Source organism: Promicromonospora sp. NFX87 (assembly GCF_048564965.1).
Lineage (GTDB): Bacteria > Actinomycetota > Actinomycetes > Actinomycetales > Cellulomonadaceae > Promicromonospora.
The window spans coordinates 1,598,496-1,623,150 of the sequence record NZ_CP183413.1 but is presented as its reverse complement, the minus strand read 5'-3'; the positions used below and the strand labels follow the sequence as shown (position 1 = coordinate 1,623,150).

Here is a 24,655-nt window from a genome sequence, read left to right as displayed (position 1 = left end):
TGACTGGGTGAACCTGACTGAGTGAACCGAGCTGCGCCCGGGTCAGGTCACAGGGTCCAGATCGTGACCACGCCGCCCTGCTCCAGCTGCTCCCCCGCGGCCGGATCGGACTCCAGGACGCCGCCGAACAGCTCGCCGAAGCCGCGCACCTCCACCTCGTAGCCGGCCTTCTCGAGCAGTCCCTCGGCTTCCTCGACGGTCATGCCGACGACGTCGGGGACGGTGCCCTCCGGGCCCATGCTGACCACCAGCGTGACGGTGCCGCCCTGCTCGGCGCCCTTGCCCTCACCGGGATCGGTCCGGATCACCGTGCCGGCAGGCGCCGTCTCGTCGAAGGCGTCCTCGCGCGCCACCTCGAACCCCTCGGCGCTCAGCGTGTCGGTGGCGTCGTCGACGTCCAGCCCCGCGACGTCGGGCACGACGACCGGCGGCGGGCCGTCCGAGACGGTGAGCCGGACGTGCTCGTCCGTCGGCACCGTGTCGCCGTCGCGGACCGAGGCCCAGATGACCTCGTTCCGCGGGCCGTCGTTCGTGTACTCGCGCGAGACCTCGACGTCGGTGAGGCCCACGTCCTTCAGCGCCGCCCGCGCGTCCTCCTCCAGCATGCCGACGAGGCCCTCCGGCACCTCGGCCAGCTCCTGCCCCAGCGAGACCACCAGGCGTACCGGCTGGTCGCGGTGCCAGCGCTGCCCCTCGTCGGGCACGACCGAGATGACCTCGCCCTCCGGTACGTCGGAGTCGTGCTGCTCGACGCTCGACGACGTCAGCCCGGCCTCGGTCAGCGCCTCCTCGGCAGCCTGCGCGGTGGCGCCCACCACCCCGTCGGGGACCACCGAGTAGGCGCCGGGGCCGCTCTCCGTGTACCACCAGGCGCCGGCGAGGACGGCTACCAGCGCGAGGGCCAGCAGGATCTTGCCGCCCCGCCGGGGCTTCTCCACGGACGGCGGAGGCGGGGGCGACTGCTGGGCGACCCAGCGCCCGGCCGCCGGCCGCTCCACCACCGCGGTACGCGCCGCCTTCACGGCAGCGGACGACGGCGGCGGCGCCGCGTTGGCGGGTATGTCCAGCACCTCGTTCGGGATCTGCTGGAACGTGTTCCGGAGCGCGTCCAGCGCGACGGCGGCGTCGCGCGGGCGGCGGTCCGGGTCGCGGGCGGTGAGCGCACGGACGAGCAGGTCCAGCGGGCGGCCCAGATGGCCCGCGAACGCGCTCACGGGCGGCACGTCGTTGTTGACGTGCGCGTACGCGACCTGGATCGGCCCCTCCCCCGCGTGCGGCAGCCGGCCGGTGAACATCTCGAAGGCGAGGATGCCCACGGCGTACACGTCGGCCCGCATGTCGACGTGTCCCGTCGAGATCGTCTCGGGAGCGAGGTAGGCGACGGTGCCCAGCACGGTGCCCGTCGTGGTGTTGGACACCTCGGAGATGGCGCGGGCCAGGCCGAAGTCCGCGACCTTCGGCCGACCGGTGCCCGCCTCCAGCAGCACGTTCTCGGGCTTGATGTCCCGGTGCACTATCCCCTTGGCGTGCGCAGCGGCCAGCGCAGAGAGCACCACGTCGAGGACCGCGAACGACCGGCGCAGCGTGAGCTCGCCGGTACTGATCAGGTGGCGCAGGTTGGTGCCCGGCACGTACTCCATGGTCAGGTACCGCATGTCGCCGTCGGTGCCCTGGTCGTAGACCGCCACCACGCCGTGGTGCTGCAGGCCCGCCGCCGAGCGGGCCTCACGCTCGAAGCGCTCCCGGAAGCTCGCGGCCTGCTCGCCGTCCGCCAGGTGGGGGTGCATGACCTTGAGGGCGATCTCACGGTTCAGGCGGCTGTCGTGCGCGCGGTACACCGTGGCCATACCGCCGCGCGCCACGCGCGCGACTATCTGGTACCGCCCGTCGACCAGGCGGCCGATGAGAGGGTCTGCCGTCACCTGAGCCACGGTGGGAGTGTACGGGTGACCACCCACGCCCGGACCGGAACTCTCATTGTGGACACCAGGCCGTTGCCGGATCGTTGCGGCGCCCTGGCCCGTGCGCCGTCGCATACCCTTCTACCGTGACAGATCTCGACGCCCTCGTTGGCGAATGGCTGAACCTGCCCGACCTCTCCGAGATCCTCGGCATCGAGGTCGGCAAGGCCCGCGGCCTGGTCCGTGACCGGCACGTCGTCGGTATCAAGCGCGGCGAGCGCACCATCTTCCAGGTGCCCGCCAAGTTCGTGCTGCCGGAGGTCGACGGCCGCCCCGGCGTCATCCCGACGCTGCGCGGCACCGTGATCGTGCTGGCCGACGCCGGGTTCACCGACGAGGAGATCCTCGAGTGGCTGTTCACGCCGAACGACGAGCTCGGTGAGCCGCCGGTCGACGCCCTGATCAGCGGCAAGCGCGCGGCGGTGCGCCGGGTGGCGCAGACGCTGCTCTAAGCCCTTGGGGCTGGTCCGCCGGGTCGTCGGTCCCGGGCCCGCGGTACACGCGCTCTGGGGCGCCGCGACGCCGTCGTCGCCGCTGACTCCCGCGGAGGCCCGGGTGATCGCCTCGGCGGTGCCCGCGCGCCGCAGGGAGTTCACGGCGGGCCGCACGTGCGCACGCGCGGCGCTCGAAGAGCTCGGGTACCACGACTGGTCCCTGCTGCCCGGGCCGCGCAGGGAGCCGCTGTGGCCCGACGGCGTGGTGGGGAGCATCAGCCACTGCCCGGGACTCGCGGTCGCGGTGGCGGCCCGTTCGGCCGACACGCTCGCGATCGGGATCGACGTCGAGACCGACGCCCCCTTGCCGGCGAACGTGGTGCGTTCCGTCATGGACACCGACGAGGCCCAGGCGACCGAGCGGCTGGCGGCGCAGGACCCGGTAACGCCGTGGGGACGGCTCCTGTTCAGCGCCAAGGAGACCGTCTACAAGGCGTGGTACCCGCTGCGGCACGAATGGCTCGGCTTCGAGGAGGCCGGCGTCGAGCTGAACACCGACGGCACGTTCCTGGCCCACATCCGCCGCGCGGACACCGCTCCGCTCCCCCGGGTGGTCAGCGGCCGCTGGGCCCGGGGGAACGGCGTCGTGATCACCGCGCTGGTGCTGCCCGCGGGTTAGGCGCGCAGCATCTCCGCCACCTGGAACGCCAGCTCCAGGGACTGCTGGTGGTTCAGGCGCGGGTCCACGAGGGTCTCGTAGCGCAGCGCCAGGCCCGCGTCCGAGATCTCCTCGGCTCCGCCCAGCACCTCGGTGACGTCGTCGCCCGTGAGCTCCATGTGCAGCCCGCCCGGCACGGTGCCCAGCGTCTTGTGCACCTCGAAGAACCCGGCGACCTCGTCGAGCACGTCCGTCAGACGGCGGGTCTTGTACCCGCTGTCCGAGGTGATGGTGTTGCCGTGCATCGGGTCCGTCACCCACGTGACGTTCGCTCCGGACCAGGTCACGGCCTCGACGATGGTCGGGAGCACGTCGCGGACCCGTCCGGCGCCCATGCGCGTGATGAACGTGAGCCGCCCCGGCACGTTGTCCGGGTTCAGCCGCTCGGTGAGCGCCAGGGCGTCGTGGGGCGTCGTCCCCGGGCCGAGCTTCACGCCGATCGGGTTGGCGATGCGGGACATGAAGTCGACGTGGGCGCCGTCGAGCTGGCGGGTGCGCTCCCCGATCCAGAGGAAGTGCGCGCTGGTGTCGTAGGCCTTCCCGGTGCGCTGGTCCGTGCGGGTCAGCGCGCGCTCGTAGTCGAGCACGAGGGCCTCGTGGCTCAGGAAGAACTCGACGGAGCGCAGGGCGTCGAAGTCGGCGCCGCACGCGTGCATGAACCGGATGGCGCGGTCGATCTCGTCAGCGGTCTTCTCGTACCGCGCGTAGGCGGGGTTGCGCATGAAGCCGCGGTTCCACTCGTGCACCTGACGCAGGTCGGCGAAGCCACCCTGCGTGAAGGCGCGCACCACGTTCGCCGTGGCGGCCGAGATCCGGTAGGCCTGCTCGAGCCGTTCCGGGTCGGGGATGCGGGCCTCCGGTGTGAACGGGAACCCGTTGATCATGTCGCCGCGGTAGGCGGGCAGGGTCACGCCGTCGCGCGTCTCGGTGTCGCTGGAGCGCGGCTTGGCGTACTGGCCCGCCATGCGGCCCATCTTCACGACGGGCGTGCTCGCACCGTGGGTCAGCACCACGGCCATCTGCAGGATCGTGCGGATCTTGTTGCGGATGCGGTCGGCGTTCGCCTCGGCGAACGTCTCCGCGCAGTCCCCGCCCTGGAGCAGGAACGCCTCACCCCGACCGGCGGCGGCGAGCCGCTCGGTCAGGATGTCGGCCTGTGCGGGCACCACTATGGGCGCGGCATGCGCCAGGCGGCCGGTGGCTGCCGCGAGCGCCGCCGGGTCCGGCCACGTGGGCTGCTGGAGCGCCGTGAGCGTGCGGTAGTGGTCCAGGCCTGCCGGATCGTCCGCTACCAGTGATGCCCGCACGGTGCTCAGTGCTCCGCCGGGGCGGCCGGCACGAGCGGCTGGCCGATGTCCGCGAGGAGCTCGCCGAACCACTCCTGCGAGACGTCGAACGCCTTGCCGCCGGCGATCCGCGGGAACGCGATCGCCTTGAGGCGGTCGCCGTCCTCCTCGTCGTGGCCGATGACGCCGGACTCGCCGCGCAGCGCACACTCCACCGCGTAGTCGGTCATCGACTTGATGAGGCGCAGGTCGTCGCTGTTCGCGGCCGCGGCGCGCGAGTAGTAGCCCGACTTCTGCACCATGGTCTTCTCGGCGCCCAGCTTCTCCGCGAACTGCTTCGCGAACCACTGGCCCGGGTTGATCGTGTCGAGCTTGACGTGCCCGAAGGGGTCGCGCTCCACGGTCTCGCCCGCCGCCTCGAGCTGGGCCACGATCTCGTGCATGCCCGCACCTTCCGACAGGAAGATGTTGACGTTGCCGATCTCGTCCATGACGCCGCGCAGGCGCTTGGCCTCGCCCTCGAGGTCGATCTCCAGCTCGGGCAGGAACACGGCGTGCACGTCCCAGCGCTCGCGCGACAGGCCGAGGGCGGGCGCCCACTCCTGCTCGTCGAGCCACTCGCGGTACTTGCCGGCCGTCGCGGCCGTGAGCCAGCCGCAGTGGCGGCCCATGACCTCGTGCACGATCAGCATGCGCGGGCCCACGCGGTTCTCACCGATGATGTTGGCCGCGAACTTCGCGCCCTCCTCGGCGGCGGTCCACGCGCCCAGCGACTGCTTGATCGGCACGACGTCGTTGTCGATCGTCTTCGGCAGGCCCACGACGGTGAGCTCGTAGCCGTTGTCGTGCAGGTAGGCGGCGAGGTCGGCGGCCGTCGTGTTGGTGTCGTCGCCACCGATGGTGTGCAGCACGTCCACGCCGTCGGCCTTGAGCTGCTCCGCGGCGACGTGCAGCGGGTCCTGCCCCTCCTTGACGAGGCCGCGCTTGACCGCGTCCTTGACGTTGGTGAGCTTGACGCGCGAGTTGCCGATCGGCGAGCCGCCGAAGCGGTGCAGGACATGGGCCTGTGCGCGGGCCTCCTCGCCGATCTCGATCTTGTTGCCGGTCAGCAGGCCGTGGTAGCCGTGCAGGTAGGCGATGATCTCGATCTCAGGGTCGAGCTCGGTGTAACGCTCGATCAGGCCACCGACCGAGGACGACAGGCAGGGCGCGAAGCCGCCGGCGGTCAGCAGAGCCACACGACGAACAGCCATCTTCAGGAGCACCTCTCATCGGGAAAAGTTCACGGGCGCCGCTGCCGGCGATCGCCCGCGCGGCACCCTTCGTCGTCATCCTACTGACGGCCGGGGACAGTGCCCGGCACGTCCGGTGAATGAGCACGCGGCTCGCGTCTCGACTCGGGGCCGCAGCGCGTGAGAGAATTGTCATGAGCCTCCCGGTTGCCTAATGGCCCGGGAGGCTTTCTGTTATGACGAACTCTCCTGCCTCCGGGCCCGCACGGCTGACGATCCGGCCCACGACTCCCGCCGACCTTCCCGTCCTGGAACGGCTCTGGCTCCTGTTCCGGCACGACATGTCCGAGATCACCGGGGCGCTCCCGGACCCGCACGGCCAGTTCCGGCGCGAACGGCTCGACGCGACCTTCACCGACCCGGACAGGTGCGGGTTCCTCGCCCACCTGGAGCCCGACAGCCTGGAGCCCGACGGCGCCGGGCCGTCACCCGTCGGCTTCGCCCTGGTCCGGGCGCTCGACGGCCCGGCCCGCGTGCTCACCTCGTTCTTCGTGGTCCGCGCGGCACGCCGGAGCGGCGTCGGGCGGGAGCTCGCGGCGCACGTCCTGGCGAGCTTCCCAGGCCGCTGGGAGATCGCGTTCCAGGACGCCAACCCGCCGGCGGTGCGGTTCTGGCGGGCCGTGGCCACCGACGCCGTCGGCCAGTCATGGACCGAGGAGCACCGGCCGGTCCCCGGCCGCCCGGACCTACCCCCGGACACCTGGATCTCGTTCACGACGAGCTAGCGAGACGCCGCCGAAGTAGAGCGGGTGTCCGGGTCCGCGCGTGGTCATCCCGCGTGGACCCGGACACCCGCTCTACTTCGGCGTATCCGGTCGGTCGGCTCAGCCGATGAGGTGCAGGCTCTCCTTGTTCTTGTCCGCGTACAGGCGCTCGACGTCCGCTTCGAAGTCCTTCAGGAACACCGACCGCTTCACGCTCTGCTTCGGCGTGAGGTACCCGTTCTCGATGGTCAGGTCCTCGGCCAGCACCGTGTACTTGCGGATCGACTCGGCCTTCGAGACGGCCTTGTTGGCGCGCTGCACGGCCTCGTCCAGCGCGGCCAGGACGTCGGGGTCCTTGCGGGCCTCGTCCACGGACAGCGCGGGCTTGCCGTGCATCTTCAGCCAGCCCGGCAGGCCCTCGGCGTCGAGGGTCACGAGCGCGCCGATGTACGGCTTGTTGTCGCCGACCACGACGCACTGGCTGACCAGGGCGTGCGACCGGATCCGGTCCTCGAGGTTCGAGGGCGCGACGTTCTTGCCCCCCGCGGTGACGATGATCTCCTTCTTGCGACCGGTGATCGTGAGGAACCCGTCGGCGTCCAGCACGCCCAGGTCGCCGGTGAGGAACCAGCCGTCCTCGGTGAACGACTCCGCGGTGGCGGCCTCGTTGTTGTGGTACGCCCGGAAGATGTTCGAGCCCTTGAGGAGGATCTCGCCGTCCGCCGCGATCTTGACGGAGCAGCCCGGCAGCGGCGGGCCGACCGTGCCGATCTTCGTCGCCGTCGGACGGGTCACGGTCGCAGGGGCCGTGGACTCGGTGAGGCCGTAGCCCTCGAGCACGGTGAGGCCGAGACCGCGGTAGAAGTGGCCGAGGCGCTCGCCCAGCGGGCCGCCGCCCGAGACCGCGAACTCCGCCTGGCCGCCCAGCTTGGCCCGCAGCTTCGAGAACACCAGCGCGCTGGCGAGCGAGTGCTGCAGCTTCAGGCCGAGGCTCGGGCCCGACGGCGTGTCGAGGGCCCGCGACCACGCGATACCCGTCACCGTCGCCCAGTGGAAGATCTTCGACTTGCCGCCGGCCGCCGCCGTCTGCTCGGCCGTGTTGTAGACCTTCTCGAACACCCGCGGCACCGCGAGGATGAACGTGGGCCTGAACTCGCCCAGGCCGTCGACCAGCGTCGTCGTGTCACCCCAGTGCCCGGTGACCACACCGCCCGCGACGGCGAGCACGTGGACGTAGCGCGCGAACACGTGCGCCATCGGGATGAACAGGAGGGTGCGTCCGCCCTCCTTGGCGAACACCTCCGGCACGGCCTCGACGGCGTTCACGGCGAGCGACGCGAAGTTGCGGTGCGTCAGCTCGGCACCCTTGGGGCGGCCCGTGGTGCCCGACGTGTAGATGATCGTGGCGAGGTCGTCGATGTCCGCGAGGCCGCGACGGCGGGTGATCTCGTCGTCCGGCACGTCCACGCCGTCGGCCTCGAGTGCGTCCAGCGCGCCGTCGTCGATGACGAGCACGTCGGTCACGTGAGGGCAGGAGGCGCGCACCTCTTCGACGGTGGCCGCGTTGGCCGCGGACTCCGTGAGGACGAGCTTCACGTCGGCGTCGGACAGGATCCACTCGACCTGCTCGGCCGAAGAGGTCTCGTACACGGGCACCGGCACCGCGCCGGCGGCCCAGGCCGCGAAGTCCAGCACAGCCCACTCGTACCGGGTGCGGGACATGATCCCGACCTTGTCGCCGGGCTCGATACCGCGGGCCACGAGGCCCTTCGCCACAGCAACCACCTGGGCGTCGAACTGGCCGGCCGTGACGACCCGCCAGGGCTCGCCCTTGCCGACCGGGACCTCCATCATCGGCTTGTCGGCACCGGCGCCGACACGCTCCGCGAGTACATCGTTGAGATTGGAGGTGGGGGGCAGCTCGATGAGGATCGCGCTGTTGATCTCGTCCATTCTGACTCCAGTGGCAGTACTGACCGTGCCTGCAAAGATACCGGGAAACGGACGCCGCGTGTTGCACTCCGGGCGGTCGCTACCCTGGTTGTGTGCACCTTTCGGTGCAGTCCCCTTCTCGACGGCCCGGGTGGCCGTCGTGCAAACGAGAGAACGTGAGGACGAATGCACGCCATCGGGGTCGACATCGGCGGCACGAAGATCGCTGTGGGAGTCGTCGACGAGGAGGGCAAGATCCTCGCCCAGGTACGCCGGGAGACCGACGCCGACGACGTCGCGCACATCGACAAGGCGATCGCCGACGCCTGCAACGAGCTGGTCCGCGAGCACGAGGTCGGTGCGATCGGGCTCGCCGCGGCGGGCTTCGTCAGCCCGGACCGGACGTCCGTGAACTTCGCCCCCAACATCGCCTGGCGGGAGTACCCGCTGGCCGCGAAGGTGGCCGAGCTGGTCGACGCCGACCTGCCCATCGTCGTGGAGAACGACGCGAACGCCGCGGGCTGGGCCGAGTTCCGGTTCGGCGCGGGCCGCGACGCCACCGACATGCTCATGCTCACGGTCGGCACCGGACTCGGCGGCGCCGTGGTCTCCGAGCGGGAGCTCGTGCGCGGAAAATGGGGCATGGCCGCCGAGGTGGGCCACATGCGCGTGGTGCCCGAGGGGCACTACTGCGGCTGCGGCCACGAGGGCTGCTGGGAGCAGTACGCGTCGGGCAGCGCGCTGGAGCGCGACGCCCAGCACGCCGCGGTCGCGCGCGACGGACAGGCGAAGCGGCTGCTGGAGCTCGCGGGCGGCGACCCTGCCGGGATCCGCGGCAAGATGGTGACGCAGGCCGCCCAGGAGGGTGACGAGCTCGCGATCGAGCTGCTCGCCACGCTCGGGCGCTGGATCGGTGAGGGCTCGGCGTCGGTGGCGGCCCTGCTCGACCCGGAGCTCATCGTCATCGGCGGCGGCGTGGGCGCGGCCGGCGAGCTGCTGCTCGGCCCGGTCCGGCGGGGCTTCGAGGCCCAGCTGTCCGCGATGGGCCACCGGCCCGTGGCGAAGATCGAGCTGGCCGAGCACGGCAACGAGGCCGGCATCGTCGGCGCGGCGGACCTCGCCCGCCGCTGAACCCGCCCGACATGTCAGAAGCTCAGTTCACCCGGGTGAACTGAGCTTCTGACATGTTCTACGGGCGTGTTGCTCAGACGACACTGTCGGTCGTCTGAGCCTGCGGTTCCGCTCCGGGCGAGATGCCTCGTTCCTCGGCCCTCACCCTGCACTGCACCTCCGGCTCAGACGACGGCGCCCGGGCCGTCGTCGTCCGGGTCACGCTGGTGGGGCATGCGCCAGATCAGCACGCCGAGGCCGGCCACGAACAGGCCGAGGCCGATCTGCCCGGCCAGCGGCGGGATCGACACCGCCGACGCCGCCGACACGACCATCCCGACCAGGGCCAGCGTGGGAACACCCACGACGAAGCTCCAGGCCATCGTGAGCAGCGGGTCGCGCGACATCAGCGGCGGCGGCTCCGGCGGCGTGAAGTGCGACTCCGCCTCCTCGAGCGCCTCGATCTCCGGCGTCAGGGGCCAGTCGCGCGGGCCGGCGGGCAGGATCACGCGGGACCCGGTCGCCGGCTCGTCGGAGCGGTCACCACGATCGTCGGTACGGTCGACGACGCCGTCGTCGGCGGTGCTCTCGTCATCCGGCCGCGAAGTCTGAGAGGATTCGGCGGGCTTCTCCGGGTCGTCGGCCCGCGAGGCACCCAGGTCGCCGAGGGTTGCGACGATGTCGGCCCAGCGCGAGGCCACGTCGTCGTCGCCCAGCTCGCGTGGGGTGTCGCCGGGCACGTCGTCGTCGCGGTCGTCGGTGTTCGATGCGGCCATGCGCACACTCTATTGTCGTCTGGGGGCCCGCGGGGCCGGGTCTGGAGGAGGAAATCTTGTTCTACTGGGTGATGCGGAACCTGCTGGTCGGCCCGTGGCTACGCCTCGCGTACAAGCCGTGGGTCGTCGGCGCCAAGAACGTGCCGCGAACAGGCCCGGCGATCATGGCGAGCAACCACCTCGCGGTGATCGACTCGTTCATCCTGCCGCTCGTGGTCCCGCGCCGGGTGACGTTCCTGGCCAAGTCCGACTACTTCACGGGCAAGGGCGTCAAGGGCAAGATCGTGGCCTGGTTCATGACGGGCATCGGCATGATCCCCGTGGACCGCTCCGGCGGCGCCGCGAGCGAGGCCGCGCTGCGCACGGGGCTGCGCGTCCTGCGCGAGGGCAACCTGTTCGGCATCTACCCCGAGGGCACCCGTAGCCCCGACGGCCGCCTCTACAAGGCGAAGACCGGCGTCGCCCGGATGGCGCTGGAGTCGGGCGCCCCGGTCATCCCGGTCGCCATGGTCGACACCGACGTCGCCCAGCCGCCCGGCCGGGGCCTGCCCACGTTCATGCCGCTCGGCGCGGTGATCGGCGAGCCGCTCGACTTCAGCCGGTACAAGGGCATGGAGACCGACAAGTTCGTGCTGCGCGCGGTTGCCGACGAGATCGAGTACGCGATCCTGGCGCTGTCCGGCCAGGAGTACGTCGACGCGTACGCGGCCAGCGCCAAGGAGCGCGCGGCCCGCGGCGAACCCCTGCCGTCCGCGTCCGAGGAAGGCCCCGGCGGCCTGCCCCTGCCGGAGGTGGAGAAGCCGCAGCGCCCCACCCGCTGACCGCCGGTCGGGAGCGGTTCAGCGGGGTGGCGGGGCCGTCGACGAGCGCTCCACCAGGGTGGTCGCCAGCTCCGTGCGGAGCGTGTGGCCGCTGGCCGTGCGCGCCCGGTGCACCAGGTCGACGGCGGTGGCGCCCATCTCAGCGAGCGGCTGGCGCACCGTGGTGAGCGCCGGGTCGATCCACGGCGCGATCGGCAGGTCGTCGAAGCCGACGAGCGAGACGTCGCGCGGCACCGAGAGCCCGGCCTCGCGCAGCGCACGCAGCGCGCCGAGGGCCGTGTCGTCGCTGCTGGCGAAGATCGCGGTGGGCGGCTCGTCCAGGGCCATGAGCCGCTGGGCGCCCTCGTACCCCGACGTCACGCCGTAGGCGCCGACGTACACGAGCTCGTCGTCCGTGGGGACGCCGGCCCGGATCATCGCGGCGCGGTAGCCCGCGAGCCGCGCGATGGCGTTGTCCTGCTCGAGCGCGCCGGTGATCGTGGCGATGCGGCGGTGGCCGAGCCCCAGCAGGTGCGCCGTCGCCTCGAGCCCGCCCTGGAAATTCGTGGCCCCGACGCTGAGCATGCCCTCGGGCGGCCGCTGCCGCGGGTCGACGACGACGAGCGGCGTGCCCGTGTCCTCCAGCGCGCGCCGGGCGTCGGCGTCGGGCACCGCGACGATGCTGACCAGACCGTCGGTGCCGCGCTCCAGCGCGTGCCGCACCCAGGCGCTGCAGTCGTCGGGGTCCGGCTCGACCGCGAGGACGACGTCGAGCCCGAACCGCCGGGCGCCCGCGACCGCGCCACGGACCACCGCCTCGGACCACGTGCCCTCGAAGTCGACGATGCGCACGTCGATCATGCCCGTGGGCTTCGCCGACGGCGGGCGGACGACGTACCCGTGGCGCTCCAGCACCTCCGTGACCCGCGCGCGGGTGGCGCCCGCGACGTCGGGCCGCGTGTTGAGGACCTTCGAGACCGTCGGGACCGAGACGCCCGCCTCGGCCGCGACGACCGCGAGCGGGATGCGGGACTGGTCCTGTGCCATGGATCCTCCGTCGGCCTGGGCGAGAGCACGTTTCCGAAATCAGGATCGTAGCCGATGCCGCGACGGGCGCTGATATCCCGGCACGTGCCGCCATTGACAGCGCCGCGGCCCGCGTCTAATCTCCCGTGGTCTTTCCGAGATTCGTCTTCGAAATTTCGGGACAGCGGATCAACAAAGGAGTGATCGTGAACAGGACACCTCGCCTCGTCGCAGCGGCGACGGCGTCGACCCTCACGCTGGCCCTCGCCCTCACCGGGTGCGGCCGCAGCGACGAGGCCGGCACTACGACAGAACGCTCCAACGGCAACACGGAGAGCATCGGGGACGGTCCCGCCACCGGCACCGTCGAGGTCTGGGCGATGGGCACGGAGGGCGAGCTGCTGCCCGAGCTCGCCGAGCAGTTCGAGGCCGACAACCCCGACGTCACGGTGAACGTGACGCCCGTGCCGTGGGAGTCGTCCACGGAGAAGATCAACACGGCCATCGCGACCGGCGAGGTGCCCGACGTCATGCAGGTCGGTACCACCCTCGTGAGCGGCTTCGTGGAGCTCGGCGGGCTCGCGCCCACGCCCGAGGACATCGACTCCGAGGCCTTCTTCCCGGGCGCGTGGGACACCACGGTCGTCGACGGGACGTCCTACGGCGTGCCCTGGTACGTCGAGTCGCGCGTCCTGTACTACCGCAAGGACCTCGCGGAGCAGGAGGGTCTGGAGGCGCCGAAGACCTGGGCGGACCTCACCGACTTCGCCGCCGGGCTGCAGGACGCCGGCGCCGAGCACGGCATCGCGCTGCAGACGCGCGGCAACTCCACGGCGCTGATGTACCTCCCGTTCTACTGGCAGGCGGGCGGCGAGATCCTGGACGACGCCGGCGAGTTCACGCTCGACAACGACGCCCAGGTCAAGGCCCTGGAGTACTACTCCTCCTTCATGCGCGACGGGCTCGCCCCGCCGGTGCTCGTCGAGGAGGAGAAGGTGCAGAACTTCATCGACGGCGACCTCGGCTCGTTCGTCTCCGGCCCCTGGGAGCGCGCCAACCTGCTGACGACGGCGGGCGACGACTTCGCCGACTCGTTCGGCGTGGTGCCGCTGCCCGCGGACGAGGCGACCGGTTCGTTCATCGGCGGCTCCAACCTCGGCGTCCTGGCCGACGCCGCCAACCCCGACGCGGCCTGGAAGTTCGTCCAGTTCGCCACCGACCCCGCCACCCAGGTCGACTGGTTCGAGATCTCGAACGACCTGCCCGCCGTGCAGGCCTCCTGGGACGACCCGGCGCTGGCCGACGACGAGGCGGTCGCCGTCTACCAGGACGTGCTGGAGACCGCTCGCTCGACCCCCGCGATCCCGACCTGGGCCGAGATCGAGCACGAGCTGGACCTGATCATCGAGCAGGTCATCGCCGGCGACATCAGCCCGGAGGACGCGGCGAAGCAGATGCAGGACGCCGCGACCTCGATCGGGACGGGTCTGGACTGACCGTGGCCGTCTCCGCACGCCGCCGCCGCACGGGCCTCGCCGCCTGGGGCTTCGCGCTGCCCTTCACCGTGCTGTTCGCGGTGTTCATGCTGGTCCCGGTCGCGTCGTCCCTGTACATGGCGTTCACCGACATGCAGGGCGCCGACCTCCGGACGCCGTGGGCCGTGAACTTCGTGGGGTTCGACAACTTCGTCGAGGCCCTCACGGACCCGAAGTTCCAGCAGGCCGCCGGCAACACGCTCTACTTCGTGGGCGTGGCCATGCCGCTGACCCTCGGGATCGCGCTGCTGCTGGCGGTCCTGCTCAACTCGGGCCTGGTGTGGTTCCGGTCGGTGTTCCGCGTCGGCTTCTACGCCCCCGTGGTGACCTCGATCGTCGCGGTGGCGGTCGTGTGGCGGTTCCTGCTGCAGCCCGACTTCGGGCTCGTGAACTCCGCGCTCGGCGTCGTCGGCATCGAAGGGCCGCGCTGGCTCACGGACGAGACCTGGGCCATGCCGTCCCTCATCGTGATGGCCACCTGGCGCAACGTCGGGTACTCGATGGTGATCCTGCTCGCGGGGCTGCAAGGCATCCCGCGCGACATGTACGAGGCGTCCGCCATCGACGGCGCCGGCGCGGTGCGGCAGTTCCGGTCCATCACGGTCCCGCTGCTGCGGCCCACGCTGCTGTTCTGCGCGGTCATCACCGGCATCGGTTACCTGCAGTTCTTCGAGGAGCCGTTCGTCATGACGCAGGGCGGGCCGCTGGGTGCCACCAACTCGGTGGCCTACGAGGTCTTCAACCAGTTCGGGTTCGGCAACTACGGCCTGTCGGCCGCGATGAGCTACGTGCTGTTCGTGGCCATCGTCATCCTGTCGTACCTCCAGTTCCGCCTGCTCAGGACGGAGAAGTGATGGCACTCGACGCCGCACCCCGACGCCGCCTCAAACCCCGCGGCCTGGTCCTCAACGTCGCGCTCCTGATCGGTCTGGCCGCCTCCATCGGGCCGCTGGTCTGGATGGTCGTGTCGTCGCTCAAGCCGGAGGGCGAGATCCGGCAGTTCCCGCCCACCCTGATCCCCGACCAGGTCACGTGGTCCAACTACACCGAGCTGTTCTCGTCGCTGAACTTCCCGCGGTACTTCCTCAACTCGGTGGTCGTCGCGCTGGTCGTGACGGTCGGTTCGGTCCTGTTCAGCGCGATGGTGGGCTACGCGCTCGCGAAGCTCGACTTCCCCGGCAAGCGGACCCTGTTCGCGCTGGTGATGGGCACGCTGATGGTGCCGGGCATGGTCACGTTCGTGCCGCTGTTCGTCCTCGTGGCCAACCTGGACCTGATCAACACGTACGCGGCGCTGATCCTGCCGTTCCTGGCGGCGCCGTTCGGCGTCTTCCTGATGCGGCAGTTCATGCTCGACGTCCCGGACGAGCTGCTCGACGCCGCGCGCGTCGACGGCGCGGGCGAGTTCCGCACGTTCTTCCGGATCGTGCTGCCGCAGGCCCGCCCGGCGCTGGCGACGCTCGGCATCCTCACGTTCCTCGGGTCCTGGAACAACTTCCTGTGGCCCCTGGTCGCCGTCCAGTCGGCCGACCGGTACACGCTGCCCGTCGCGCTGGCCCTCTACTCGACCGGCCAGAACACCGTGCAGTACGGCCTGCTGGTCGCGGGAGCGACCGTCATCGTGCTGCCCATCCTCATCGTCTTCCTGGTCCTGCAGCGGCACATCGTGCAGGGCATCTCCACCACCGGCCTCAAGTAGTCGTACCAGCAAGGAGTACTCCGTGACCGAAGAGATCACGCTGCCCACCGCACCCGGCTTCCTCTGGGGTGCGTCGACCGCCGCGCACCAGATCGAGGGCGGCAACGTCAACAGCGACTGGTGGGCGAAGGAGCACGTCGAAGGGACCCTGTGCGCGGAGAGCTCCGGCGACGCCGTCGACAGCTACCACCGCTACCCCGAGGACATCGCCCTGCTGGCCGACGCGGGCCTGAACGCGTACCGATTCTCGATCGAGTGGGCGCGCATCGAGCCCGCCGAGGGCGAGATCTCGCGGGCGCAGCTCGCGCACTACCGGCGCATGATCGACACGTGCCTGGAGGCGGACGTGACGCCGGTCGTGACGCTGCTGCACTTCACGCTGCCGCGCTGGTTCGCCGAGCGGGGCGGATGGTTCGCGCCCGACGCCGTCGACGCGTTCAGCCGCTACGTCGAGACGGCCACCTCGATCCTGGCCGACGTCCGCCACGTGGTCACGATCAACGAGCCCAACATCACCTCGATGATGCTCGGCGCGAGCCGCCGCACCAACCTCGACGCCGCGGGCCTGGCCGCCCCCGACGAGGCCGCCTCCGAGATCCAGGCGACGGCCCACCGGCGGGCCGTCGAGATCCTGCACGGCCTGGGGCACGTACAAGCGGGCTGGACCATCGCCAACCAGGTGTTCCAGGCGGCGCCCGGCGCCGACGCCGCACGCGACGCCTACGCCTACCCGCGCGAGGACTTCTTCCTGGAGGTCTCCCGCGGCGATGACTTCGTGGGCGTGCAGAGCTACCTGCGCACCATCATCGGGGCCGACGGCGAGCCGGTGCCGTTCGGCGACGACGTCGAGAAGACGCTGACCGGCTGGGAGTACTACCCGCAGGCCCTCGGCGAGGCGCTCGAGTACACCCACAAGATCACCGGGGGCGTGCCGATGATCGTCACCGAGAACGGCATGGCCACCGCCGACGACGCGCGCCGCATCGACTACACCCGCGGCGCGCTGGAGGGCATGGCCCGCGCCATGGCCGGCGGCTGCACTGTCCAGGGCTACCTGCACTGGTCGCTGCTCGACAACTACGAGTGGATGAGCGGTTTCGCCCCGACGTTCGGCCTGATCGCCGTGGACCGCACGACGTTCGAGCGCACGCCCAAGCCGAGCCTCGCGTGGCTCGGCGAGGTCGCGCGCACGGGCAAGCTGCCCGCCTGACCTGTCCTGACCTGTCCTGACTACGACGACGTAGAGGAGACGCACCATGAAGAGATATCCCCGGAGACACAGCACCGCGGTCGCGACGGTCGCCGTCGCCGCACTGGCGTTCACCGCGCTCCCGGCGAGCGCCACCGGCGTGGCGCCGGACCAGGGCTCGGACCGGCGCACGCTCCGCACCTGGGCCGCCGACACCTGGCGGTCGTTCGACGCGCTGGTGGTCGAGGAGACCGGCCTGCCCGACGACAACATCGACGGCGACCTGGATCCCGCCAGCCGCGGCGGGTACACCTCGCCGACGAACATCGGCGCCTACCTGTGGAGCACCGTGGTGGCCCGGGACCTCGGGTTCATCAGCCGCGGCGAGGCGCGCGAGCGTCTGGCGACCACCGTGGAGACCGTCGCCGGGCTGGAGAAGCACGAGCCCAGCGGCATGTTCTACAACTGGTACGACCCGGCCACGGGCGCCAAGCTCACGACGTTCCCCACGAGCGGCGATCCCGTCAAGCCGTTCCTGTCCAGCGTCGACAACGGCTGGCTGGCCACCGGCCTGCTCCTGGCGAGCCGCGCGGAGCCGTCGCTGGCGCACCAGGCGGACGCCGTCCGCGAGCGCATGGACTTCGGCTGCTACTACGACCCGGCGCAGAACCAGATCCGCGGCGGGTTCTGGGACGCCGACCCGCAGGAGACCGCGCCGGTCCCGGGCGACTACTGCGGTATGGGGGCCGACGTCTGGTACACGGGCCATCACTACGGCGCGTTCAACACCGAGCCGCGCATCGCGTCGTACCTCGGCATCGCCGAGGGGCAGATCCCCGCGAAGCACTACTTCGGCACGTACCGCACGTTCCCCGACAGCTGCGACTGGGACTGGACGGAGACGCGGCCGGTCGGCGAGTGGGCCGAGTACCTGGGAGTCCCCGTCTTCGAGGGCGCTCTCCCCTACCGCGGCATGCGGGTGGTCCCGACCTGGGGCGGCAGCATGTTCGAGGCGCTGATGGTGCCGCTGTTCGTGCCCGAGGAGACGTGGGGGCCGCGCTCGTGGGGCCGCAACCACCCGCTGTACGTGCGCGGGCAGATCGAGCACGGCCTGCGGGAGGCGGACTACGGGTACTGGGGCTTCTCGCCGTCGAACGACCCGGCCGGCGGGTACCGGGAGTACGGCGTCGACCAGCTGGGCCTCGACGGGCCCGGCTACACCTCCGACCAGGAGCGCACGACCGTCGACCAGCCGTACGAGGGGTGCCGCGAGGGCTCGCCCGCGCCTACGGAGTACGGCGACGGCGTCGTGACGCCGCACGCGTCGTTCCTCGCGCTGCGGTACGCGCCCCGGGAGGCGATGGCCAACCTGCGGGGCATCGCGCGGGACTTCGACGCCTACGGCCCGGGCGGCTTCTACGACGCCGTCGCCGTCCGCAGCGGCCAGGTCTCCCAGCGCTACCTGGCGCTGGACCAGGGCATGATCATGGCGGCGCTCGGCAACGAGCTGGCCGACGACGCGATGCGCCGCTACGTCGCGCCCGGCGAGCTGGAGCAGAAGGTCCGCCCGCTGATGCGGATGGAGCAGTTCAACGTGGGCCGCCCGTGACCGCCGCCGACCTCGCCGCACGCCTGGGGCGCACCGTTCTGTACCAGATCTACCCGCAGTCCTTCGCGGACGCGAACGGTGACGGGATCGGCGACCTCGCCGGGATCACCGAGCGCCTGGACTACCTCGCCTGGCTGGGGGTGGACGCGCTCTGGCTCAGCCCGTGCTTCGTCTCCCCCTTCGCCGACGCCGGGTACGACGTCGCCGACTTCTTCCAGGTGGCGCCGCGCTACGGCACCAACGAGGACATGGCCCGGCTGACCGAGGAGGCGGGCCGCCGCGGCATCTCCGTGCTGCTCGACCTCGTGGCGGGGCACACCTCCGACCAGCACCCGTGGTTCCGCGCGTCCGCCGACGACCCGGACGACCACCGCTTCGTGTGGAGCGACGTGCCGGTGGAGGGCTTCCAGCCCGGGCTGGGTGCGCGCGGCGGGTACTACCGGCCGAACTTCTTCCCCGTCCAGCCCGCGCTGAACTACGGCTACGCGCGCCAGGACCCGGCGGAGCCGTGGCGCCAGCCCGTCGACGCCCCGGGCCCGCTGGCCAACCGCGCCGCGCTGCGGCAGATCATGGCGCACTGGTTCGACCTCGGGGTCGCCGGGTTCCGCGTCGACATGGCGTCGTCGCTGGTCAAGGACGATCCCGGGCACGTGGAGACGGGCCGCCTGTGGCGGGAGACGCGCGCCTGGCTCGACGACGCCTACCCCGGCCGCGTCCTGATCAGCGAGTGGGGCGACCCGCGGGTCGCCGTCCCGGCAGGCTTCCACGTGGACTTCTTCCTCCAGTTCGGGGGTGACGACGACGGGCTGCCGTTCCGCTCGCTATGGAACAACGGCGCCGGCACGGTGAACCCGTCCTGGGGCGAGCTGCCCGCCTGGGCCGGCGCCGAGGGCACGGGCGACGCCCGCACGTTCGTCGACGCCTGGCGGGCCGCGGCCGACGCCATCGCGGCGACCGGCCGCGGCGGGGTGGTGGGCCTGCCGACGTCGAACCACGACTTCACGCGGCTGGTGGCGGGGGCGCGCGACGCCGAGCAGGCCCGCGTGGCCCACGTGCTGACGATGACGTGGCCCGCCCTGCCGTCCGTCTACTACGGCGACGAGATCGGCATGCGGTACGTGCCGGGCACCCCGACCCTGGAGGGCTCGCGCCTGAGCCCCACGTACGACCGTGCGGGGTCGCGCACCCCCATGCAGTGGGGCGACCTGCCGGCGGACACGTTCGGCCCGGGCAGCCCTGCGGACTCGACGTACCTGCCGCAGGACCCGGACCCGGCCCGCCCCACGGTCGCCGGCCAGGTGGACGACCCCGGCTCCCTGCTGCACCTGGTCCGGGACCTGATCGCCCTGCGGCACGACGACGACCGCCTCGACGCCGCCTCGTCCGTCGAGGTGCTCGCCACCGCCTATCCCCTGGCCTACCTCCGGGGCGGCACGCTCGCGGTGGTGCTCAACCCGGGCCGGGCTCCGGTGAGCCTGCCGCTCGACGGCGCAGCGGGCGCGCGCCCGCTCGTCGCCAGGGGGCTCCGTCTCGAGGCGGGCGACGACGGGTACGGCGTCGCGCACCTGGACGGGCACGGGTACGCCGTGCTCGACCTGGACACGGCTGAGCGGTCCCGGCTCGCGGGTTAACCTTGGCCGCGTGGAACTGATCCGTAAGGGCAAGGTTCGCGAGGTCTACGCGGACGGCGACGACGTAATCCTGGTGGCTTCCGACCGCGTGTCGGTGTACGACGTCGTCCTGCCGACGCCCGTACCCGACAAGGGCGCGATCCTCACGCAGATCTCGCTGTGGTGGTTCCGGCAGTTCGCCGACCTCGTGCCCAACCACGTGATCAACGAGGACGTCCCGGAGGAGTGGAAGGGCCGCGCGGTCCGCTGCAAGCGCCTGGAGATCGTCCCCGTCGAGTGCATCGTGCGCGGCTACCTCGCGGGCGGCGGGCTGGAGAGCTACCGCGAGTCGGGCAGCGTGTCCGGTGTCGCGTTCCCGCCCGGGCTGGTCGAGGCCGACCGCCTGCCGCAGCCCGTCTTCACGCCGTCGACCAAGGCCGACGAGGGCCACGACGAGTACATCTCCGTCGAGGAGATCGCCAAGGACCTGGGCGAGGAGACGACGAACCGCCTGCGGGACCTGTCGCTGACGATCTACGAGCGCGGCGCCGAGATCGCGCGCGAGCGCGGCGTGCTGATCGCGGACACCAAGTTCGAGTTCGGCACCGACTCCGACGGCGTCCTGACGCTCGCCGACGAGGTGCTCACGCCGGACTCCTCGCGCTTCTGGAAGGCGAGCGAGTACGAGCCCGGCCGCGGGCAGTGGTCCTACGACAAGCAGTTCGTGCGCGACTGGTCCTCGACGCTCACGGACTGGGACCGCACGTACCCCGGCCCGGAGATCCCCGCCGACGTCGTCGCGGAGACCCGCGCCCGCTACATCGAGATCTACGAGCAGCTCACGGGCGACCGCTGGACCTGATCGTTGAGTGCTGGCTATCTGTTGGCCTGTGACCGATTTCTCGACAGATAGCCGGCACTCAACGATGCGGGTGGGGCAGTGTCAGTGGTGGCCGCTAGCGTGCTCGGCGTGAGCACCACGTCTGCGTACCAAGCCACGTTCGAGGAGCTCGGCACGCCGCTGCGGGACGTCACCTTCGTGGTGGTGGACCTCGAGACCACCGGAACGAACGCCAAAGAGGGCGGCATCACCGAGATCGGCGCCGTGAAGGTACGCGGCGGCGAGGTGCTCGGCGAGTTCCAGTCGCTGGTGAACCCCGGCCAGCCGGTCCCCGCGTTCGTCGCGCGGCTGACGGGGATCACGAACGCCATGGTCGCCACCGCGCCGGACATCGCGCTGGTGCTGCCGAGCTTCCTGGAGTGGGCGCGCGACACGGTTCTCGTGGCGCACAACGCGCCGTTCGACGTCGGCTTCCTCAAGGCCATGTGCGCGCGGCTCGACTACGAGTGGCCCGGGTTCACCGTCGTGGACACCGTGCCGCTGGCCCGGCGCCTGGTCACGCGGGACGAGGCGCCCAACCACAAGCTGTCCACGCTCGCCAACCTGTTCCACGCCAGCGTCTCCCCCGATCACCGCGCGCTGGCCGACGCGCGCGCGACCGTCGACGTCCTGCACGCGCTCTTCGACCGCCTCGCACCCATGGGCATCACGCACCTGGAAGACCTGGCGACGGCCTCCGACCCGGTGCCGCCCGAGGTGCGCCGGAAGCGCCACCTCGCCGACGACCTGCCGGCGTCGCCCGGCGTGTACCTGTTCCGCGGGCCGGGCGACGAGGTCCTGTACGTCGGCACGTCCGTCAACATCCGCAAGCGGGTGCGCTCGTACTTCACCGCCGCCGAGAAGCGGAAGCGGATCACCGAGATGGTCCGCATCGCCGAGCGGGTCACCCCGGTGGCGTGCGCGACGCCGCTGGAGGCACAGGTGCGCGAGCTGCGGCTGATCACCGAGCACGCACCTCGCTACAACCGGCGGTCGAAGTTCCCGGAGCGGCACTCCTGGGTACGGCTCACCGACGAGGCCTACCCGCGGCTCTCCGTGGTGGGCGGCGTGGTGGCCGGCGCCGTGCACATCGGCCCGTTCGCGTCCCGGCGGACCGCACAGGAAGCGGTCCACGCCCTGCACGACGCCCTGAACCTGCGCCAGTGCACCGCGCGCATCCCACTGGTCTCCCGCAAGCCCGGCAGCCCGTGCGCCCTGGCGGGCATGGGTCGCTGCTCCGCCCCGTGCATCGCGACGGAGGGCCCCGACACGTCCTACGCGCAGGTGGCCGACGCCGCCCGCCGCGCCCTCACCGGTGACCCCGCACCGGTGGTGCGCGCGCTCTCGGACCGGATCGCCGCGCTCGCCCACCAGGAGCGGTACGAGGAGGCGGGCGAGGTCACCCGACGCCTGCGCGCGTTCGTCTCCGGCGCGCACCGGGCGCAGAAGCTGGCGCCCCTCTCGGCCTGCGCCGAGCTGGTCGCCGCGCGCCCGTCCGGCATCGGCGACGCACCGGGCCGGCCAGGTGGCTGGGAGATCGTGGTGATCAAGCACGGCCGGCTCGCGGCCACCGACGTCTCGGAGCCCGGGGTCAGCCCCCTTCCGCTGGTCTCGGCGCTGCGCACCACCGCGGAGCACGTCGAACCCCCGGTCCCGCCGGCGCCCGCGGCACACCCCGAGGAGACCGACCTCCTGATCGCGTGGCTCGACTCCCCCGGCGTGCGTCTCGTCCATCTCAGCGACACCTGGGCCTGTCCGGTGCGGGCGGCCGGTGCGCACGCCGAGCTGACGTGGGCGTCGGACCGGGTGCGCACCGAGATCAGCACGGAGCTCGGCAGCACAGAGATCAGCACGGACGACGGCGTTCCGGAATCCGCGAATCCGCTGCACGTGGATACGATGACGGCATGCTGACCGCGATCGTCCTCATCGACGCCGAGACGTCCCGCATCCCCGAGGTCGCGCAGGAGGTCGCGAACATCGACGGAGTGAGCGAAGTCTTCTCCGTGACCGGCAAGACCGACCTGGTGGCCATCGTGCGCGTCCCCGAGCACGAGCAGCTCGCCGGAGTCGTGTCCGACGCCGTCAACAAGGTGCCCGGGGTGCAGAACACCGAGACCCTCATCGCCTTCCGCGCCTTCTCGAAGGCGGACCTGGAGCAGGCGTTCGCGCTGGGGCTCGACGACTGAGCCGGAGGTGCAGCGCAGGGTGTGGGCCGAGGAACGAGGCACGCGCCCGGAGCGGAACCGCAGGCTCAGTCGTCAGACAAGCAGAGTCTGGGCCGCCTACCCGCGGTCCTGCTGCCCGACGGTGGTGCCGGCGCCGGTCGGCTCCTTCGCCTCGATCTCGTCGTGCTTCTCGATCTCGGCGTGCTTGCCGTGCGAGTGCGCGGCCGCCACCTCGGCGGGCGTGACAGGCGAGACGCGGTCCTCGTAGAAGAACTGGGACAGCCTCTGCCAACGGCGCTCGGACCTGTAGCCCTTGCGCTGCACGCCGTGCGCGTCAGTAAGCGGTGCGATCTCCAGGGGTGCGGGCGACTGGTAGTTGACGCGCAGCCACCGCTCCTCCTCCTCGAGCGGGGTGTGCACCTCGACGTACTCGCCGTTGGCGAACCGCACGATGCGGCCCGACTCGTGCCCGTGCAGCACGAGCTCGCGGTCCTTGCGCTGCAGCCCGAGGCACACGCGTTTGGTCACCCAGAACGCGAACACCGGGCCCACGAACAGCAGCACGCGCAGCGCCCACGTGATCGCGAAGATGTCGAGCGAGAAGTGCGTGGCGATGAGGTCGTTCGTCGCAGCCAGGGAACAGACCATGAACGCGACGAACAGCGCGACACCGACACCCGTGCGTACCGGCCGGTTGCGCGGCCGGTCCAGCACGTGGTGCTCACGGTGGTCCCCGGTGACACGGGCCTCGATGAACGGCCAGGCACCGAGCAGCGTGAAGAGGATGCCCGGCACGATCAGAGCCGGGATCAGCAGGTTCATGCTCAGCGTGTAGCCGCCGATCACCCACTCCCAGCCCGGGCCCGGCATGAGCCGCAGGGCGCCGTCGACGAACAGGATGTACCAGTCCGGCTGTGTGCCCGCGGAGACGGGCGACGGGTCGTAGGGGCCGTAGTTCCACACGTTGTTGATCGCCATCGTGGCGCCCATCAGGGTCAGCACGCCGGCGATGATGAAGAGGTTGCCGGTCATCTTGGCGACGTACACCGGCGCCGCCGGGTAGCCCACCACGTTCTTGTCCGTGCGTCCGGCACCGGGGTACTGGGTGTGCTTCTGCAGCACCATGAGGAACAGGTGCAGGGCGATCAGAGCGATCAGCAGACCCGGGATCACGAAGATATGGAGAGTGAACAGCCGCGGGATGATGTGCTCACCCGGGAACTCACCGCCGAAGACCAGGAACGACATGAACGAGCCGATCAGCGGGATCGACTTCACCACGCCGTCGATGATGCGCAGGCCGTTGCCGGACAGGACGTCGTCAGGCAGCGAGTAGCCGGTGAAGCCGGCCGCCAGCGCCAGGATCAGCATGGTGAGACCGATCAGCCAGTTGATCTCACGCGGCTTGCGGAACGCGCCGGTGAAGAAGACCCGGAACATGTGCAGCACGATCGAGCCCACGAAGATCAGGGCCGACCAGTGGTGGATCTGCCGCATGAGCAGACCGCCCCGCACCTCGAACGACATCTCCACGGTCGAGTGGAACGCCGCGGACATGAGCTGGCCGTGCAGGTTCGCCGGGTGCTCACCCTCGTAGCGCACGAGCGCCATCGACGGATCGAAGAACATCGTGAGGAAGAAGCCCGAGGCGATCAGCACGACGAACGAGAACAGGGCGATCTCGCCCAGCATGAAGGACCAGTGGTCCGGGAAGACCTTGCGCGCGAGCTCTTTCACCAGCACACCGATCGTGGTGCGCTGGTCCAGATAGTCGGCGGTCTTGCCGATCGCGGTGGTCGGACGTTGCGGCTTTGCCACGTCATCACCCCTGAGGTAGGAGATACGCGCCTATCGGTCCCTGCCTCACCAGTAGACACCGATTCGGGCGCAGCTTGCCACCTTGACGACGAAATAGCCGGGCGATCC

21 protein-coding genes are annotated in these 24,655 nt (G+C 71.1%); 14 read left to right on the top strand and 7 right to left on the bottom strand.

The genetic code is table 11. The features are described 5' to 3' along the window. Positions 1–47 precede the first annotated feature (47 nt). Positions 48–1,922, bottom strand: coding sequence for a Stk1 family PASTA domain-containing Ser/Thr kinase (gene pknB, locus ACNYC2_RS07315; protein WP_419706386.1), 1,875 nt, complete (start codon positions 1,920–1,922; stop codon positions 48–50). A gap of 125 nt (positions 1,923–2,047) precedes the next feature. Here pknB and ACNYC2_RS07310 point away from each other — a divergent pair, with 125 nt between their 5' ends. Together ACNYC2_RS07310 and ACNYC2_RS07305 are read left to right on the top strand one after the other, a co-directional pair. Beyond that, a complete protein-coding gene (locus ACNYC2_RS07310; RefSeq protein ID WP_377134093.1) occupies positions 2,048–2,413 on the top strand; it encodes an Rv2175c family DNA-binding protein in 366 nt (121 codons plus the stop codon). A 4-nt stretch (positions 2,414–2,417) separates the two neighbouring features. Continuing rightward, a complete protein-coding gene (locus ACNYC2_RS07305; protein WP_419706385.1) occupies positions 2,418–3,074 on the top strand; it encodes a 4'-phosphopantetheinyl transferase family protein in 657 nt (218 codons plus the stop codon). Here the strand turns inward: ACNYC2_RS07305 and ACNYC2_RS07300 are convergent. After that, complete coding sequence (locus tag ACNYC2_RS07300; RefSeq protein ID WP_419706384.1) at positions 3,071–4,420, bottom strand: class II 3-deoxy-7-phosphoheptulonate synthase; 1,350 nt, start codon at positions 4,418–4,420, stop codon at positions 3,071–3,073. The genes ACNYC2_RS07305 and ACNYC2_RS07300 overlap by 4 nt on opposite strands. 5 nt (positions 4,421–4,425) lie before the next feature. Beyond that, positions 4,426–5,652, bottom strand: coding sequence for a pyrophosphate--fructose-6-phosphate 1-phosphotransferase (locus tag ACNYC2_RS07295; protein WP_377134105.1), 1,227 nt, complete (start codon positions 5,650–5,652; stop codon positions 4,426–4,428). A 215-nt stretch (positions 5,653–5,867) separates the two neighbouring features. On the opposite strand from ACNYC2_RS07295, the gene ACNYC2_RS07290 reads away from it, so the two are divergent. Beyond that, on the top strand, positions 5,868–6,416 hold the full coding sequence (locus ACNYC2_RS07290) for a GNAT family N-acetyltransferase (protein ID WP_419706383.1): 549 nt from the start codon (positions 5,868–5,870) through the stop codon (positions 6,414–6,416). A 99-nt stretch (positions 6,417–6,515) separates the two neighbouring features. Here the strand turns inward: ACNYC2_RS07290 and ACNYC2_RS07285 are convergent, their stop codons facing one another. Further along, complete coding sequence (locus tag ACNYC2_RS07285) at positions 6,516–8,348, bottom strand: AMP-dependent synthetase/ligase (protein ID WP_419706382.1); 1,833 nt, start codon at positions 8,346–8,348, stop codon at positions 6,516–6,518. A 165-nt stretch (positions 8,349–8,513) separates the two neighbouring features. Here ACNYC2_RS07285 and ACNYC2_RS07280 point away from each other — a divergent pair, with 165 nt between their 5' ends. Further along, the gene (locus ACNYC2_RS07280) at positions 8,514–9,458 is read left to right on the top strand and encodes an ROK family glucokinase (protein ID WP_377134111.1); all 945 of its coding nucleotides are present in this window, start codon (positions 8,514–8,516) and stop codon (positions 9,456–9,458) included. 164 nt (positions 9,459–9,622) lie between these two features. Here the strand turns inward: ACNYC2_RS07280 and ACNYC2_RS07275 are convergent, their stop codons facing one another. Then, positions 9,623–10,213 (bottom strand): hypothetical protein, encoded by a 591-nt coding sequence (locus tag ACNYC2_RS07275; RefSeq protein ID WP_419706381.1) that lies wholly within the window; start codon positions 10,211–10,213, stop codon positions 9,623–9,625. Positions 10,214–10,269: 56 nt separating this feature from the next. Between ACNYC2_RS07275 and ACNYC2_RS07270 the strand changes: the two genes are divergently transcribed. Continuing rightward, positions 10,270–11,034 carry a lysophospholipid acyltransferase family protein gene (locus tag ACNYC2_RS07270; RefSeq protein WP_419706380.1) on the top strand — a complete coding sequence of 255 codons (765 nt, stop codon included), beginning with the start codon at positions 10,270–10,272 and terminating at the stop codon, positions 11,032–11,034. 18 nt (positions 11,035–11,052) lie between these two features. Here ACNYC2_RS07270 and ACNYC2_RS07265 read toward each other — a convergent pair whose 3' ends face one another. Continuing rightward, positions 11,053–12,060, bottom strand: a complete 1,008-nt coding sequence (locus ACNYC2_RS07265) for a LacI family DNA-binding transcriptional regulator (RefSeq protein ID WP_419706379.1) — start codon at positions 12,058–12,060, stop codon at positions 11,053–11,055. Between the two features lie 185 nt (positions 12,061–12,245). On the opposite strand from ACNYC2_RS07265, the gene ACNYC2_RS07260 reads away from it, so the two are divergent. The 9 genes from ACNYC2_RS07260 (at position 12,246) to ACNYC2_RS07220 (ending at position 22,750) form a co-directional block, all read left to right on the top strand. Next, positions 12,246–13,535 carry a sugar ABC transporter substrate-binding protein gene (locus ACNYC2_RS07260; RefSeq protein ID WP_419706378.1) on the top strand — a complete coding sequence of 430 codons (1,290 nt, stop codon included), beginning with the start codon at positions 12,246–12,248 and terminating at the stop codon, positions 13,533–13,535. Between the two features lie 2 nt (positions 13,536–13,537). After that, entirely contained in the window at positions 13,538–14,428 is an 891-nt protein-coding gene (locus ACNYC2_RS07255) for a carbohydrate ABC transporter permease (protein WP_419706377.1), read from the top strand. Next, positions 14,428–15,273, top strand: a complete 846-nt coding sequence (locus ACNYC2_RS07250) for a carbohydrate ABC transporter permease (protein WP_419706376.1) — start codon at positions 14,428–14,430, stop codon at positions 15,271–15,273. Before ACNYC2_RS07255 ends, ACNYC2_RS07250 begins: the two co-directional genes overlap by 1 nt. Positions 15,274–15,295: 22 nt before the next feature. After that, complete coding sequence (locus ACNYC2_RS07245; RefSeq protein WP_419706375.1) at positions 15,296–16,483, top strand: glycoside hydrolase family 1 protein; 1,188 nt, start codon at positions 15,296–15,298, stop codon at positions 16,481–16,483. A 46-nt stretch (positions 16,484–16,529) separates the two neighbouring features. Next, positions 16,530–18,071: a glucoamylase family protein gene (locus ACNYC2_RS07240; RefSeq protein ID WP_419706374.1), complete on the top strand. Its 1,542-nt coding sequence runs from the start codon at positions 16,530–16,532 to the stop codon at positions 18,069–18,071. Then, positions 18,068–19,702, top strand: a complete 1,635-nt coding sequence (locus ACNYC2_RS07235) for an alpha-amylase family glycosyl hydrolase (RefSeq protein ID WP_419706373.1) — start codon at positions 18,068–18,070, stop codon at positions 19,700–19,702. The genes ACNYC2_RS07240 and ACNYC2_RS07235 overlap by 4 nt, the downstream gene beginning before the upstream one ends. 10 nt (positions 19,703–19,712) lie before the next feature. After that, entirely contained in the window at positions 19,713–20,543 is an 831-nt protein-coding gene (locus ACNYC2_RS07230) for a phosphoribosylaminoimidazolesuccinocarboxamide synthase (RefSeq protein WP_419706372.1), read from the top strand. A 108-nt stretch (positions 20,544–20,651) separates the two neighbouring features. Next, positions 20,652–22,475 carry a DEDD exonuclease domain-containing protein gene (locus tag ACNYC2_RS07225; protein ID WP_419706371.1) on the top strand — a complete coding sequence of 608 codons (1,824 nt, stop codon included), beginning with the start codon at positions 20,652–20,654 and terminating at the stop codon, positions 22,473–22,475. Beyond that, positions 22,469–22,750: an Lrp/AsnC family transcriptional regulator gene (locus tag ACNYC2_RS07220; protein ID WP_116676031.1), complete on the top strand. Its 282-nt coding sequence runs from the start codon at positions 22,469–22,471 to the stop codon at positions 22,748–22,750. The genes ACNYC2_RS07225 and ACNYC2_RS07220 overlap by 7 nt, the downstream gene beginning before the upstream one ends. Positions 22,751–22,846: 96 nt before the next feature. Here ACNYC2_RS07220 and ACNYC2_RS07215 read toward each other — a convergent pair whose 3' ends face one another. Then, the gene (locus ACNYC2_RS07215; RefSeq protein WP_419706370.1) at positions 22,847–24,547 is read right to left on the bottom strand and encodes a cytochrome b; all 1,701 of its coding nucleotides are present in this window, start codon (positions 24,545–24,547) and stop codon (positions 22,847–22,849) included. Positions 24,548–24,655 lie beyond the last annotated feature (108 nt).